The organism is Flavobacterium fluviale (assembly GCF_003312915.1).
GTDB classification, from domain to species: domain Bacteria; phylum Bacteroidota; class Bacteroidia; order Flavobacteriales; family Flavobacteriaceae; genus Flavobacterium; species Flavobacterium fluviale.
Genome location: NZ_CP030261.1, coordinates 2,107,959 through 2,122,848, shown reverse-complemented (window position 1 = coordinate 2,122,848; position 14,890 = coordinate 2,107,959). Strand labels below are relative to the sequence as shown.

General features: G+C 36.1%; 10 protein-coding genes. 9 read left to right on the top strand and 1 reads right to left on the bottom strand.

The features are described 5' to 3' along the window. Nucleotides 1-250 precede the first annotated feature (250 nt). From kdpB to HYN86_RS09430, 5 genes are all read left to right on the top strand, one after another. The gene (kdpB, locus tag HYN86_RS09450) at nt 251-2,308 is read left to right on the top strand and encodes a potassium-transporting ATPase subunit KdpB (RefSeq protein ID WP_113677795.1); all 2,058 of its coding nucleotides are present in this window, start codon (nt 251-253) and stop codon (nt 2,306-2,308) included. Nucleotides 2,309-2,402: 94 nt separating this feature from the next. Further along, entirely contained in the window at nt 2,403-2,954 is a 552-nt protein-coding gene (locus tag HYN86_RS09445; RefSeq protein WP_113677794.1) for a K(+)-transporting ATPase subunit C, read from the top strand. Between the two features lie 393 nt (nt 2,955-3,347). Then, on the top strand, nt 3,348-4,424 hold the full coding sequence (locus tag HYN86_RS09440) for a porin (protein WP_113677793.1): 1,077 nt from the start codon (nt 3,348-3,350) through the stop codon (nt 4,422-4,424). An 85-nt stretch (nt 4,425-4,509) separates the two neighbouring features. Next, nucleotides 4,510-5,631, top strand: coding sequence for a sensor protein KdpD (locus tag HYN86_RS09435; protein ID WP_162789342.1), 1,122 nt, complete (start codon nt 4,510-4,512; stop codon nt 5,629-5,631). Between the two features lie 80 nt (nt 5,632-5,711). Beyond that, nucleotides 5,712-7,430: an ATP-binding protein gene (locus HYN86_RS09430; RefSeq protein ID WP_113677791.1), complete on the top strand. Its 1,719-nt coding sequence runs from the start codon at nt 5,712-5,714 to the stop codon at nt 7,428-7,430. Nucleotides 7,431-7,520: 90 nt separating this feature from the next. On the opposite strand, the gene HYN86_RS09425 is transcribed toward HYN86_RS09430, so the two are convergent. Then, the gene (locus HYN86_RS09425; protein ID WP_113677790.1) at nt 7,521-8,294 is read right to left on the bottom strand and encodes an XRE family transcriptional regulator; all 774 of its coding nucleotides are present in this window, start codon (nt 8,292-8,294) and stop codon (nt 7,521-7,523) included. 90 nt (nt 8,295-8,384) lie between these two features. On the opposite strand from HYN86_RS09425, the gene dinB reads away from it, so the two are divergent. The 4 genes from dinB to xth are packed head-to-tail and all read left to right on the top strand — an operon-like array spanning nt 8,385 to nt 14,882. After that, nucleotides 8,385-9,566, top strand: coding sequence for a DNA polymerase IV (gene dinB / locus HYN86_RS09420; protein ID WP_113677789.1), 1,182 nt, complete (start codon nt 8,385-8,387; stop codon nt 9,564-9,566). A 2-nt stretch (nt 9,567-9,568) separates the two neighbouring features. Beyond that, nucleotides 9,569-12,622 (top strand): DNA polymerase III subunit alpha, encoded by a 3,054-nt coding sequence (locus HYN86_RS09415; protein WP_113677788.1) that lies wholly within the window; start codon nt 9,569-9,571, stop codon nt 12,620-12,622. 44 nt (nt 12,623-12,666) lie between these two features. After that, nucleotides 12,667-14,058 (top strand): exonuclease domain-containing protein, encoded by a 1,392-nt coding sequence (locus tag HYN86_RS09410; RefSeq protein WP_113677787.1) that lies wholly within the window; start codon nt 12,667-12,669, stop codon nt 14,056-14,058. A 47-nt stretch (nt 14,059-14,105) separates the two neighbouring features. Continuing rightward, nucleotides 14,106-14,882: an exodeoxyribonuclease III gene (gene xth, locus HYN86_RS09405; RefSeq protein ID WP_113677786.1), complete on the top strand. Its 777-nt coding sequence runs from the start codon at nt 14,106-14,108 to the stop codon at nt 14,880-14,882. The last annotated feature ends 8 nt before the right edge of the window (nt 14,883-14,890 follow it).

Here is a 14,890-nt window from a genome sequence, read left to right as displayed (position 1 = left end):
ATAGAAACATAGAATTTAAATCTATAAAAAAGAATAAAAAGAAAACTCGTTTTCACATATAGTTAGAAACGATTTTACCATTCGCATTTCAATATAGCCCGTGGTTTCAACCACGGGAAACGAATTGCTGGGACAAAGATTGTGATATACGTTGCGTCCCAGCGGTTGAAACCGCTAGCTATGTTTTACAATCTGTGTTTTTTTTCAACGCATAACATTTAAAAAATAACATTTAACTTTTTACAAGAAAATGACAACTAATAAATCCACATCATTGTTTGAAAGTAAGCAGGTAAAAGAAGCTTTAGTGCAGTCTTTTGTCAAGCTGAATCCAAAAATGATGATCAAAAATCCGGTAATGTTTACCGTAGAAATAGGGACAGCCATTATGTTTGCCGTTTGTATTTCCATATTAATGGGAGCAACAGATCAAGGCAGTTTCCTATATAATTTAATTGTATTTTTAATTTTACTGGCGACGCTTTTATTTGCCAATTTCGCCGAAGCAATTGCCGAAGCAAGAGGAAAAGCACAAGCTGACAGTTTAAGAAAAACACGTGAAGAAACTCCTGCAAAACAAATTTTACCTAACGGAGAAATTAAAAACATTAGTTCTTCGGCATTAAAAAAAGACGATATTTTCGTTTGTGAAGCCGGTGATTTAATTGCTGCCGATGGTGAAATTATCGAAGGTCTGGCTACGATCGACGAAAGTGCCATTACCGGAGAAAGTGCTCCTGTAATTCGGGAAGCAGGCGGTGACAAATCATCTGTAACCGGAGGAACAAAAGTATTATCAGACAAAATTAAAGTAAAAGTAACATCTGAACCTGGCGAAAGCTTTTTGGATAAAATGATTGCTTTGGTTGAAGGTGCGAGCCGTCAGAAAACACCAAACGAAATTGCCTTAACCATTCTATTAGCCGCATTTACTTTAATCTTCGTGATTGTGTGCGTTACGCTAAAACCGTTTGCCGACTATGCCAACGCACCCATCACGATTGCGGCTTTCATTGCTTTGTTTGTATGTTTAATTCCAACCACGATTGGAGGTCTGCTTTCTGCGATTGGTATTGCGGGAATGGACAGAGCGTTACGCGCCAACGTAATTACAAAATCTGGAAAAGCGGTTGAAACTGCCGGAGATATTGACGTATTGCTTTTGGATAAAACCGGAACCATTACCATTGGAAACAGAAAAGCAACCAATTTTTATCCAACAAAAGGAATTTCTTTTGATGATTTTGTAAAATCAGCTGTTTTGAGCTCGCTTGCAGATGATACCCCAGAAGGAAAAAGTATATTGGAATTAAGCGAGATGATCGATGTAAAAAATGAGGTTAAAGCAAGCTTTTTGCAAACTACTTCTGATATTTCACACACCATCAAATTTACAGCTGAAACCAGAACTTCCGGAGTAGTATTAAAAGACGGAACGAATATTAGAAAAGGCGCACAAGACGCTGCAAAAAACATTGCGCAGCAAGCTGGAAATGCTTTTCCTGAAGATACTGCCCAACAAGTCATTACAATTTCTTCTAACGGAGGAACACCATTAGTCGTAATTAAAGACAATGTGGTTCAAGGTGTTATCGAACTTCAAGATATTATAAAAACCGGAATGAAAGAGCGTTTTGAGCGTTTGCGCAGAATGGGAATCAAAACGGTTATGGTTACAGGTGATAATCCACTTACGGCTAAATTTATTGCCGAAGCTGCTGGAGTTGATGATTTTATTGCCGAGGCTAAACCTGAGGATAAAATGAACTACATCCGAAAAGAACAGGCCGAAGGAAGACTGGTTGCCATGATGGGTGACGGAACTAACGATGCTCCTGCCCTAGCGCAAGCCAATGTGGGCGTTGCCATGAACAGCGGAACTCAAGCTGCAAAAGAAGCTGGAAACATGGTCGATCTTGACAATGATCCAACGAAACTAATCGAGATTGTTGAAATTGGAAAACAGCTTTTAATGACCCGAGGTACTTTAACTACTTTTTCTATTGCAAATGACGTTGCGAAATATTTTGCTATTGTTCCTGCTCTTTTTATTACTGCGATTCCTGCGCTGCAAGGCTTAAATATCATGCATTTGGACAGTCCTGAAAGTGCGATTTTATCTGCTGTAATTTTCAATGCGATTATCATTCCAATATTGATTCCGCTTGCGCTGAAAGGTGTTGATTACAGACCAATTGGAGCCAGTGCTATTTTGAAAAGAAATCTTTTGATTTATGGTTTAGGTGGTCTAATTGTTCCTTTTATCGGAATCAAAGTTATTGATTTGATTGTAGCTTTATTTATGTAAATAAAAGTTGCTAAGGTTCTGAGGTGCTAAGGTGCTAAGTTTTTTCTTAGTAACTCAGAACCTTAGTCCCTTAGAACCTCTAAAAATAAAAAAAATGAAAAATATATTTTCACTATTAAAACTTACTGCGCTTACTTTAATCTTATTCGCAGTTATTTATCCTTTAGCGATTTATGGAATCGCACAAATTGCTCCAAATCAAGGAAAAGGAGAAACGATTTTAGTTAACGGAAAAGTGGTTGGTTACCAAAAAATTGGTCAGAAATTCGACAAATCGAATTATTTCTGGGGAAGACCTTCGGCTGTAGATTATAATGCGGCTGGAAGTGCCGGAAGTAATAAAGGACCAAGCAACGCTGAATATTTGGCTTTAGTTCAAAAAAGAATTGATACGCTTTTATTGGTTCACCCCTATTTGAAAAAATCTGATATTCCGTCAGATATGGTTACGGCTTCAGGAAGCGGTTTAGATCCGAATGTTTCTCCGCAAGGCGCCTTGATTCAGGTAAAACGAATTGCCAAAGAACGAAAACTGGACGAAGCTAAAGTAAAAGCTTTGGTAGAATCTAAAATTAATTCGGCTATTGTTGGGCCTGAAACTGTGAATGTTTTGGAACTGAATGTGGGGTTGGATGAGCTTCGTTAAGCTCTAAGATGCTAAGATTCTGAGATTCTGAGATACTAAGGTTCTGAGATTCTAAGGTTTTCTATGCGCATTCTTGTCATTTCGACAAAGGAGAAATCTTCGTTGCTAGATCGTCACAGATTTGATATTCTTTGCGGAGCTTCTTGCGAAGATTTCTCCTTCGTCGAAATGACAAACTAACCGATAAAAACTAAACTGTAAAATTAAATACCTAACAGGTTTTGGAAACCTGTTAGGATACTAAACGCCTTTTTACCCCAAATGTCCTAGCCCTGATAGTCCCGAGGCTTCGGGAGGAAATCCTTTTGTGCCGGGGTTCGGTACAAAAGATTGAAACGGATAGCGGGATTAGCTCCTAAAAAATCTACAAATAAATAATTGAATACCACAAAAATGAAAAAAATAATACTTACTGCTTTAATCGCTTTTGGTTACAGCAATTTACAAGCACAAGAAGAATCGAAAAGTCCGTTTACGTTTTCAGGATATGTAGACGCTTATTACAGCTATGATTTCGGGAAACCAGAAAATCATACACGGCCGAACTTTTTTTACAGTTACAATAAAAGTAACGAGGTAAATCTGAATTTGGGTATGGCAAAAGTGAATTATTCGAAAGAAAATATTCGGGGAAATTTTGCCTTGATGGCAGGAACTTATGCCGAATATAATATGGCTGTCGAACAGGGTTTATTGAAAAATGTTTACGAGGCGAATGTTGGTGTAAAGATTTCAAAAAACCACAATTTATGGATTGATGCCGGAATTATGCCTTCGCATATTGGTTTTGAAAGTGCAATTGGAAAGGACTGCCAGACTTTAACTAGAAGTATTTTGGCTGAGAATTCTCCTTACTATGAAACGGGAGTTAAAATTGGCTATACGTCTGAATCTGGAAAATGGTATTTGGCGGGAATGTATTTAAACGGCTGGCAACGAATTGAGAAAGTTGAGGGCAATGAAACTCCAGCTTTTGGAACGCAAATTACTTATAAACCATCGGATAAAGTTGCTTTGAACTGGAGTACGTATGTTGGAAATGAACAGCCGGATATTGACAAAAAATGGCGTTATTTTAATAACTTTTACGGGCAATTTAAAGTAACGGAAAAAACCAATATAACGGCTGGTTTTGATGTTGGATCACAGCAATCGGCTAAAAACAGTAACAAATACGACACTTGGTTTTCGCCCGTTTTGATTCTGCAATACAAACCAACAGATAAAATTCAGCTTGCAGCGCGTGGTGAATATTACAGCGATGAAAAAGGTGTAATTATCGCAACTGAAACGCCAAACGGTTTTAAAACTTACGGATTTTCAGCTAACTTTGATTACTTAGTTACTGATAATGTAATGTTTAGAATTGAAGCCAGAAATCTTTCAAGCAAAGATGAAATATTTACAAAAGATAACGCTCCAACGAATACGAATACGTTTGTAACGACTTCGCTGGCGATTTCATTTTAGCTTTAGGCTTTAGGCTTTAGGCAGTAAGCTTTTCCGAAAGTTCTATTGCCTAAAGCCTACAGCTTATAGCTTAAAGCATATTTTTATGGAACAGAAAAATAACGCACAGCACTTTCTCGATTTAATTCAGAAATCACGAAAAGGAAAATTTAAAATCTACATTGGTATGAGCGCCGGTGTGGGCAAAACTTTTCGTATGCTTCAGGAAGCGCATTCGTTATTGAAAAACGGAATCGATGTAAAAATTGGCTACATCGAAACGCACATGCGAAAGGAAACGCATGAATTATTGGCGGGTTTGCCTGTTATTCCGCGACGGACGATTTTCTATAAAGGAAAAGAACTCGAAGAACTTGACGTTCAGGCAATCATCAACCTTAGACCAGAAGTGGTTATTGTTGATGAATTGGCGCATACGAATGTTGAAGGAAGCAAAAACGAAAAACGCTGGCAGGATGTTTTGGAGATTCTGGATGCAGGAATTAATGTAATTTCGGCCGTTAATATTCAGCATATTGAGAGTTTAAATGAAGATGTAAAGCGAATTACAAACATTGATGTTCAGGAAAGAATTCCAGATAATGTTTTGCGATTGGCAGATGAAGTTGTCAATATCGATTTGACTTCGGAAGATTTGATTGCACGTTTGAAAGAAGGAAAAATTTATACTCCGGATAAAATTCAGACGGCTTTAACGAACTTTTTTAAATCGGAACAAATTCTTCAACTTCGAGAACTGGCTTTGAAAGAAGTAGCGAGTCAAGTCGTTCGAAAAGTTGAGAATGAAGTTCCGAATCTTCATGCTTTACGACATGAAAAATTGCTGGCCTGCATTAGCAGTAATGATAAAACGGCCAAAATTGTGATCAGAAAAGCAGCACGATTAGCAAGTTATTACAACGGATCCTGGTATGTTTTGTATGTAGAAACGCCACAGGAAAGCAGTACAAAAATTGCTTTAGACAAACAGCGGCATTTAATAAATAACTTTAAACTAGCAGTACAATTGGGCGCAGAAGTTATTAAATTAGAACATAAAAATATTGCCGATGCGATTTTGATTACTACAGAAGAAAAACAAATTACAACTGTCTGCATCGGGAAACCGCATTTGAATTTATTTAAAGTAATTTTGTCTACAACAATTTTCAGGCGTTTGCTAAACAAACTGTCTTTATCAAATGTTGATCTTGTTATATTATCGTGAAATGTTTGATGTAAAATGTGATATGATCTTTGGGAATACATTTTATATCTCACAGCCAACATTTTACAAAAATTAAAATTATGAGAATTAAAACCAAATTAAATCTGGGTGTTGGATTATTATTTTTAATGATCATTATACTTTCGCTCGTAAGCGGTTATTCTGTTTTTTTAATAAAAGCAGATACAGAGAATATTCTAAAAGCGAATTATAATACATTAGAATATTCGCGAAATATGATTTTGTCTTTGGATGAAATTAAAGCAAATCCAGATAATGAGATTCAGACTTTTAAAGAATATCTGGAAAAACAAACTCAAAATGTAACCGAACCTGGAGAAAAAGAAGCAACTGCAAACCTAGAGAAAAGCTTTGCTCTTTTAGAAAAAAATGGAGCAAATGAAGTTCTGAAAACACAAATCAGACAGGACATTTTTGCTATTATGAAACTCAATCTGGATGCTATAAAACAGAAAAGTGACATTGCTAAACTTACTGCCGAAAATGCTAATTTATGGATTGCCATTGTTGGAAGTTTATGCTTTTTAATCGCGTTTAATCTACTCGTTAATTTACCTAATAATATTGCAAACCCAATAAAGGAATTAACGCTGAGTATTAAAGAAATAGCCAATAAAAATTATTCAGAACGTGTACATTTTACAAGCCATAGCGAATTTGGCGATCTTGCAAAGTCGTTTAATACGATGGCGCAGAAACTTCAGGAATATAATGATAGTAATTTGTACAAATTATTCTTTGAGAAGAAACGGCTTGAAACTTTAATTAATAACATGCATGATCCAATTATTGGTCTGGATAATGAAGGAATTGTTTTGTTTGCCAATGATGAAGCGTTAAAAATTATTGGTTTAAAACTGGAAGATGTTGTTGGGAAATCGGCTTCAAATTTGGCCTTATCGAATGATTTAATTCGTTCCTTGATTTTAAAAGATGATATTGATGCACCTAAAAAACAACCGCTTAAAATTTATGCCCACGGAAAAGAAAGTTATTTTGAAAAAGAAATTCTGAGCATTACCATAATTCCAACCGGCGAAGAAAAAGAAATCAATATTGGTGATGTCATTATTCTGCGAAACATTACACTTTTTAAGGAATTGGATTTTGCCAAAACCAATTTTATTGCGACCGTTTCGCACGAATTAAAAACGCCGATTGCCTCTATAAAATTAAGTCTTCAATTGCTTGAAAATGCCAAAACGGGCGATATGAATGACGACCAGAAACAATTGGTTGAAAGTATAAAAGATGACAGTCAAAGATTGCTGAAAATTACTGGAGAATTGCTGAATCTATCACAATTGGAAACTGGAAATATTCAGCTGAATATTGAAAAAAGCAATCCGCATGAAATTGTAAATTATGCTGTTGAAGCTGTAAAAGTTCAGGCGGATCAAAAACAAATTAAATTGGTTATTAATGCAGATGAAAATCTTGAAGATGTAAAAGCCGATAGCGAAAAAACAGGCTGGGTTTTGATTAATTATTTGTCGAATGCTATTCGGTATTCTTCTGAAAAAAGCACCATTTTCATCAAATTAAAAAAAGAAAACAATCAAATCGTATTTCAGGTTATCGACACTGGAAAAGGAATTGATACGCGATATAAAGACAAAGTTTTCGATAAATATTTTCAAGTACCTGGGAGTCAAAAATCCGGAACAGGATTGGGTTTAGCGATCAGTAAAGAATTTATAGAAGCCCAAAATGGAAATGTTGGAGTTGAGAGTAATTTGGGATTGGGGAGTACGTTTTGGTTTTTGTTGAAAGTTTAGATATTTTTTTCGCCACGAATTCACGAATTATTTTAAATCAAATTCGTGAATTCGTGGCGAAAAATAATCCTTTTAATTTGTGGCTGAAAATTACGTATTCGACGTATTATTCTTAATCTCCATCACTTCTCTTTTTACTTCAAGAAGCAGTTCTTTCATACTTTCAGTTTCAGATAAGGTTTGTTTTTTATCAGATCGGCCGATGTTGCATTCGTATTCCCAAATCTCTAAAATATCAGAAGCTTTCACTTCATAATTTGGGTAAAAGCTATTATCCGATTCCAGAACCAAAGAATTCTTTTTGTTTTTATTAAGACGTTTATAGACCATACCCTCATTTTTGGTAATCAAGATATAGGTTTTTCCATCCATAACCTCTCCTAACCTTTCCACATAACGACCAATAATGATAGAACCGTCTTCGTGCGGAGGCATCGAATCTCCTTCAACAGGAAATCCGCGGTGTTTTCCTGGTCCTAAAAAAGGAAGTGATACCTGCTGTAAACTTTCGATATATTCAGGATCGGCATAGCCGTTGAGATAACCTGCTTTTGCTTTTTGAGATACAATTTCGATATAATTCTCCCCAAAACTATCTACCTGTATGGGTAAAATGAGTCGGTTGCCTTCTAATTTGATTAAGTTTTCTATATTGATTTTACGTATATCAACAGATAACAGTAAATCGATACTCATATGAAAATATAAGGCGATTTGCTTTAAAATGTCGTACGGCGCTTCGGAAGTTCCATCTTCATATTTTACGTATCTTCCTCGGGTAATCTTCAGGTTTCCAGCTAATTTCTCTTGTGATATTTTATGCTTAACCCTTAATGCTCTGATATTGTCTGAAAATAAGGACATAATTAATTTGTTATAATTTGGAACAGCAAATATACAAAAAATTGTTATTATCTATACTAATTTTGCTTTATACAAAAACAAAAAGGAAAAATGGCAAGGGCAATTGTACATATGGATTTGGATACCTTTTTTGTATCCTGTGAACGACGCACCAATTCTGAACTCAATGATATTCCGCTTATTATAGGCGGAGGCGACCGTGGCGTTGTAGCCTCTTGTTCTTATGAAGCCCGTAAATATGGAGTCCGTTCTGCTATGCCAATTCGTATGGCATTAAAACTTTGCCCAGACGCAAAAGTTATGAAAGGAGACATGGAATTGTATTCGCAGCTTTCTCATGATGTTACCGAAATTCTTCAGGAAAAAGCGCCTGTTTTAGAAAAAGCCAGTATCGACGAGTTTTATATGGATATAACTGGAATGGACAAATTTCATGGCAGTTATAAATGGACAAATGAATTGGCTCAAAAGGTCATTAAAGAAACTGGTCTCCCAATTAGTTTTTCATTATCTATTAATAAAACCGTTTCTAAAATTGCAACCGGAGAAGGCAAACCTGTAGGAAATCTTGAAATCCCAGAACAAAAAGTACAAGACTTTTTAAATCCTTTATCGATTCAAAAAATTCCGATGGTTGGGGCTGTTACTTTTCAGCTTTTATCCCGAATTGGTGTTCGTAAAATTCAAACTTTAGCCGAAATGCCTGCCGAAGTTTTGCAGCAAATGATTGGTAAAAACGGTTTGGATATTTGGAAAAAAGCCAACGGAATCGATAATACGCCTGTTGAACCTTATACTGAACGAAAATCAATTTCTACCGAACATACTTTTTCTCAAGATACTATTGACATTGCAAAACTAAAAAGAGTGCTTTTAGGAATGACCGAAAAACTGGCTTTTCAGCTTAGGTCAGAACAATGGCTAACCTCAACAGTTACGGTAAAAATACGTTATGCCAATTTTGATACCGAAACCAAACAATGTCGAATAGCCTATACCTCTGCAGATCATATTTTAACTAAAAACGTACTGGAGCTTTTTGAAAAATTGTATCAGCGTCGTATGCGCCTGCGCCTGATTGGTATTCGCTTTAGCGGATTAGTTCGAGGCACCTATCAAATTGATCTTTTTGAAGATACTCAGGAAATGCTTTCGCTTTATGCCGCCATGGATAAAATGAAAAACCGTTATGGTTTTGATGCTGTAATGCGTTGTGCAGGAGCTTCTTTTAAACCCAATAACAAAGATGAAATTTTAAAACGCAGTAAATAATTATGTATCTCAATTGTCATTCATATCATTCACTTCGCTACGGCACGATTCCTCTCGATGATCTCATCACAGAGGCTGTTGCTTGCGGTGTAAAGGCAATGGCACTTACAGATATTAATACGGTAACTGGAATTTATGATTTTATAAAAGCATGTGCTGAAAAACAGATTAAACCATTGGTTGGAATGGAATTTCGATGCAATCATCAGTTTCGATATATTGGTTTAGCTCAAAATGCTGAGGGATTGGCTGAAATGAATCGGTTTTTAACGACTCATAATTTCAGCGGGGAACCTTTACCATTAATTGCTCCACAGTTCAAAGCAGTTTATGTGATTTATACTTTAGAAAATGCTCCAAAAGTTCTTCGTAAAAATGAATTTATCGGCATTCGTCCCGAAGAAGTTTCAAGACTTTTTACATCAGAACATAATGATAAAATTTCTAAAATGGTTATACTGCAATCGGTAACTTTTAGAAATAAGAGAGAATTTAATCTGCATAAAATTCTGCGTGCAATTGATACGAATATCATTTTATCAAAATTAACAGAAACTGATTATTGCAAAACTTCTGAAAAATTACTGCCTTTAGAATCGCTGTTGCCTTATTATGAAAAGTATCCTGAAATAATATCCAATACACAGCAAATAATTGATTCCTGCCAGTTTGAATATGATTTTAAAACGCCTAAAAACAAAAAGTTTTTTACTAAAAGTCGTCAAGAAGATATAGCAAAACTAACTGAATTGGCGCAGGAAGGTCTATTATGGCGTTATGGCGAAAATCATGAATTGGCAAAAAAACGTGTCGAGAAAGAATTAAAAGTGATTGATGAATTAGAATTCAGCGGTTATTTTTTAATCACTTGGGATATTGTGCGCTACAGTAATAGTCAGGGTTTTATGCATATTGGCCGAGGCAGCGGTGCCAATAGTATTATCGCCTACTGCTTAGGAATTACAGATATTTGTCCGTTAGAATTGGATTTATACTTTGAGCGGTTTTTAAATTTAAACCGCAAAAGTCCGCCTGATTTTGACATCGATTGGAGCTGGAAAGAACGCAATATAATTTTAGAATATATCTTTGGTAAATATGGCCGTGATCATGTTGCTTTTTGCGGTACCAATGTAGAATTCAAACACCGTTCTATTTTCAGGGAAGTTGGAAAAGTTTTTGGTCTTCCGAAAGAAGAATTAGATATGCTGGCCAAAAATCCGATGGCATTACAAGAAACAAATTCTATTGTAAAGCTCGTTCAGGATTATAGTCTTATGATGAATAAATATCCTAATCAGCGCAGTATGCACGCCTGCGGTATTATTATTTCTGAAGAACCGATTACCAATTATACGCCGTTGGAAATGCCTCCAAAAGGTTTTCCCATCGTACTTTTTGACATGCATATTGCCGAAGAAATTGGTTTCGAAAAATTCGATATTCTAAGTCAGCGCGGCATTGGGCATATCGATGACAGCGTAAAGCTAATCGAAAAAAACCGAGGTATAAAAGTAGATATTCGAAACACTTCTATATCTAAAGATGAAGCTAAATGCAATGTTCATTTGGCACAAGGAAAAACCATTGGCTGTTTCTATATCGAAAGTCCCGCAATGCGCGGATTATTGCGCCGTTTAAATTGTGATAATTATAAAACTCTTGTAGCGGCTTCGTCTATTATTCGTCCCGGCGTTGCACAATCCGGAATGATGAAAGAATATATTTTTCGTCATAATAATCCAGATCAGTTTCAATATTTTCATGAGGTTTTCAAAGAACATCTTGGTGAAACTTATGGTATTATGGTCTATCAGGAAGATGTCATCAAAATTGCCCAGCATTACGGAGGCGTTCCTGCCGCAGACGGTGATATTCTGCGTCGCGCCATGTCTGGAAAAGGACGTTCTGTAGAGGCCTTGCAAAAAGTAAAAAATAATTTCTTTGCTTCGTGTGCCCAGAAAGGACATCCTGAAGGGCTTAGTCAGGAAATTTACCGTCAGATTGAATCGTTTGCAGGGTTTTCATTTTGTAAAGCGCACTCCGCTTCGTATGCGGTAGAAAGTTACCAAAGTTTATATCTCAAGATTAATTATCCTGTCGAATTTATGACAGCGGTTATCAATAATCAAGGCGGATTTTACAGAACCGAAGTGTATGTACACGAAGCCCGTATGTCTGGCGCGGCGATCCTTAATCCGTGTGTAAATAAAAGTGAATATCAAACTACAGTTTACGGAAATGATATCTATTTAGGGTTTATGCATTTGCAGGGTCTAGAATCGAAAACAGCAAATTTGATCGAATCGGATCGCGAGAAAAATGGTGACTTTATTTCTTTGGAGGATTTTATTAATCGAATTCCAATTGGTATTGAAAACATTAAAACTTTGATTTTTATAGATGCATTCCGTTTCACAGGAAAAACCAAAAATCAGCTTCTCGTTATTGCCAGTTTACTTTTGAATAATTTTAAACCAGAAAACAGAAGTTTAATGCTTTTACAAGAACCCGTTAAAGAATATAAGCTTCCAACTTTAGAACGTTCTATTTTTGAAGATGCTTTTGATGAAATCGAATTGTTGAGTTTTCCTGTATCGTGTACCGTTTTTGATTTATTACAAACCAAATATCGCGGCGATGTTATGGCAAAAGATCTTGTCTCACATCATAAAAAACAGGTTCGAATGCTGGCTTATTTAATTGCCCGAAAACAAGTTCCTACCAAAAAAGGAAATATGTATTTTGGAACTTGGATTGATCATGAAGGCTCTTATTTTGACACAGCCCATTTTCCTGATAGCTTGGTGGAGAATCCTTTTCAGGGCGGAGGCTGCTATTTGCTTTTAGGAAATGTAGAAGTTGATTATCACTTTCCAACCATAACGATCCTCAAAATGGCCAAGATGCCTTTTATCCCAGATCCTCGATATATGGATGCTAAAGATCAGTTTAAGACACAGCGATTAATTAAAGAAGATGTTAGCCCAACGCACCGCCAGCCTTATCCGCAGGGGCATGAAATTAATCTGCCGAGACATCGAATGAAATTTTAGCATTAAAATAACAAATGAAGAAATAGATTTTACGTTATATAAAGATGAGAAATACGGAATATGCCATAGTAGATATCGAAACCACAGGCGGCAATGCCAGTGGCAGCCGCATTACAGAAATTGCCATTATTATTCATGATGGTAAAAATGTAATTGACCGTTATGAAACCCTTGTAAACCCTGAAAAAGAAATACCACTTTCTATTTTTGGTTTAACAGGGATTAATAATGAAATGGTGGCCAATGCGCCTATTTTTGATGATATTTCAGAGAAAGTACTCGAAATGCTTACCGATCGTATTTTCGTCGCGCACAACGTCAACTTCGATTATTCATTTGTGCGTCATCAGCTTGAACAAGCGGGATTTAAATGGACTGCCAGAAAATTGTGCACCGTTCGCGCAGCCAGAAAAATCAAACCAGGATTGGGATCCTATAGTTTGGGAAATCTGTGTAACTCCTTAAATATCTGTTTAGAAAACAGGCACCGCGCCGGCGGAGATGCAGATGCTACTGCTATATTATTTTCTTTATTATTAGAATGGGATGATGCAGGAGAGATCAACAAAATGATCAAAAAAACTTCTGAAGATCAGCGTTTACCTCCCAATTTACCTCCAGAAGATTTTAATAATTTACCCGAAAAACCTGGTGTTTATTATTTTTATAATCAACAGAAAAAGGTGATTTATGTTGGAAAAGCGATTAACTTAAAAAAACGCGTTGCTTCTCATTTCAGCGGACATAAAATTAATTCGCAAAGGCAGCATTTTCTGCGTGATATTCACGGAATTTCGTTTGAAGTCTGCGCAACCGAATTAATGGCTTTGTTATTAGAATGTACCGAAATCAAAAAACTCTGGCCAACTTACAACCGAGCATTAAAGCGTTTTGAAGCAAAATTTGGAATTTATCAATATGAAGCAAGAAACGGATATAAATATTTAGCTGTTGGAAAACTAACCAAATTTCAGACTTGTATTCATGAATTTAATAGTTTGTATAACGCAATAAATTTACTGAGAGAGCTTTCTGAACAATTTGAAATTGATCAAAGATTCTGCAAATATTCCAGACCCGAAGATGGAGAGATTTTTCAAAATAATGATATAAAAAGTCTGCCAGACGCTTTGTTTCATAACCAACAGGTCGATAATGCAATTGATTTTCTGTTAAACAACCGTCCCACTTTTGCCATTATTGATAAAGGGAGAACCAAAGACGAACGAAGCTGTATTTGGATTGAAAACGGCCATTTTTATGGTATGGGACATATTCCGACAGATGTTTCGATTATAGATCCATCAGAAGTAAAAAACTATGTTACACCTTATAAAAGCAATCAATACATTGTGCATTTGATTTTTGCTTACGCAGAAAAATATCCGGGTAAAGTATTCTTTAAGAAACAGTTCCTTAACCAAGAACAGAATTAAATGCTTAATTATCAGTAAATTTAATATTACAACTAATTAAATGAAACATGAAAATAGCAACCTATAATGTAAACGGAGTTAACGGACGCTTAAATGTATTACTACGCTGGCTTGAAGAAGCTGCTCCAGATATTGTCTGCCTTCAGGAATTAAAAGCACCGCAGGATAAATTTCCGCTTAAAGCGATAAATGATGCAGGTTATAATGCTATTTGGCATGGACAAAAACAATGGAATGGCGTTGCGATTCTCGCCCGAAATATGGAAATTGAGGAAGTTACGCGAACACTTCCAGGTGATGAGGAAGATATACAAAGTCGTTACATCGAAGCTTTGATTAACGGAATTGTGATTGCCTGTCTTTATCTTCCAAACGGAAACCCTGCGCCGGGACCAAAATTAGAATATAAACTAAAATGGTTTGATCGTTTGGCTGAGCGTGCTGAATCGTTGCTGAAGTTAAAAATCCCTGTAATTCTTATTGGCGATTTTAATGTGATGCCAACAGAATTAGATGTTTATAAACCTGAAAAATGGGTAAAAGATGCACTTTTCCTGCCCGAAGTTCGAAAAGCTTTTGCCGCTATTGTTTCGCAGGGATGGACAGATGCAATTAGAAAATTATATCCTGATGAGAAAATTTACACTTTTTGGGATTATTTTAGAAATGCTTACGAACGTGATGCTGGATTGAGAATTGATCATTTTTTACTAAGTCCGCAAATTGCAAAAGAATTGCGTTCTGGCGGTGTTGACCGTCATGTGCGAGGCTGGGAAAAAACAAGCGATCATGCTCCTGTATGGATTGAAATTGATAAAAAATGAATGCAACA

Excerpts from the sequence above, each read along its gene's own strand:
- HYN86_RS09445 (WP_113677794.1), top strand. The coding sequence starts at position 2,403 with ATGAAAAATATATTTTCACTATTAAAACTTACTGCGCTTACTTTAATC.
- HYN86_RS09435 (WP_162789342.1), top strand. The coding sequence starts at position 4,510 with ATGGAACAGAAAAATAACGCACAGCACTTTCTCGATTTAATTCAGAAA.
- xth (WP_113677786.1), top strand. The coding sequence starts at position 14,106 with ATGAAAATAGCAACCTATAATGTAAACGGAGTTAACGGACGCTTAAAT.
- HYN86_RS09415 (WP_113677788.1), top strand. The coding sequence starts at position 9,569 with ATGTATCTCAATTGTCATTCATATCATTCACTTCGCTACGGCACGATT.
- kdpB (WP_113677795.1), top strand. The coding sequence starts at position 251 with ATGACAACTAATAAATCCACATCATTGTTTGAAAGTAAGCAGGTAAAA.
- HYN86_RS09425 (WP_113677790.1), bottom strand. The coding sequence starts at position 8,294 with ATGTCCTTATTTTCAGACAATATCAGAGCATTAAGGGTTAAGCATAAA.
- HYN86_RS09430 (WP_113677791.1), top strand. The coding sequence starts at position 5,712 with ATGAGAATTAAAACCAAATTAAATCTGGGTGTTGGATTATTATTTTTA.
- HYN86_RS09410 (WP_113677787.1), top strand. The coding sequence starts at position 12,667 with ATGAGAAATACGGAATATGCCATAGTAGATATCGAAACCACAGGCGGC.
- dinB (WP_113677789.1), top strand. The coding sequence starts at position 8,385 with ATGGCAAGGGCAATTGTACATATGGATTTGGATACCTTTTTTGTATCC.
- HYN86_RS09440 (WP_113677793.1), top strand. The coding sequence starts at position 3,348 with ATGAAAAAAATAATACTTACTGCTTTAATCGCTTTTGGTTACAGCAAT.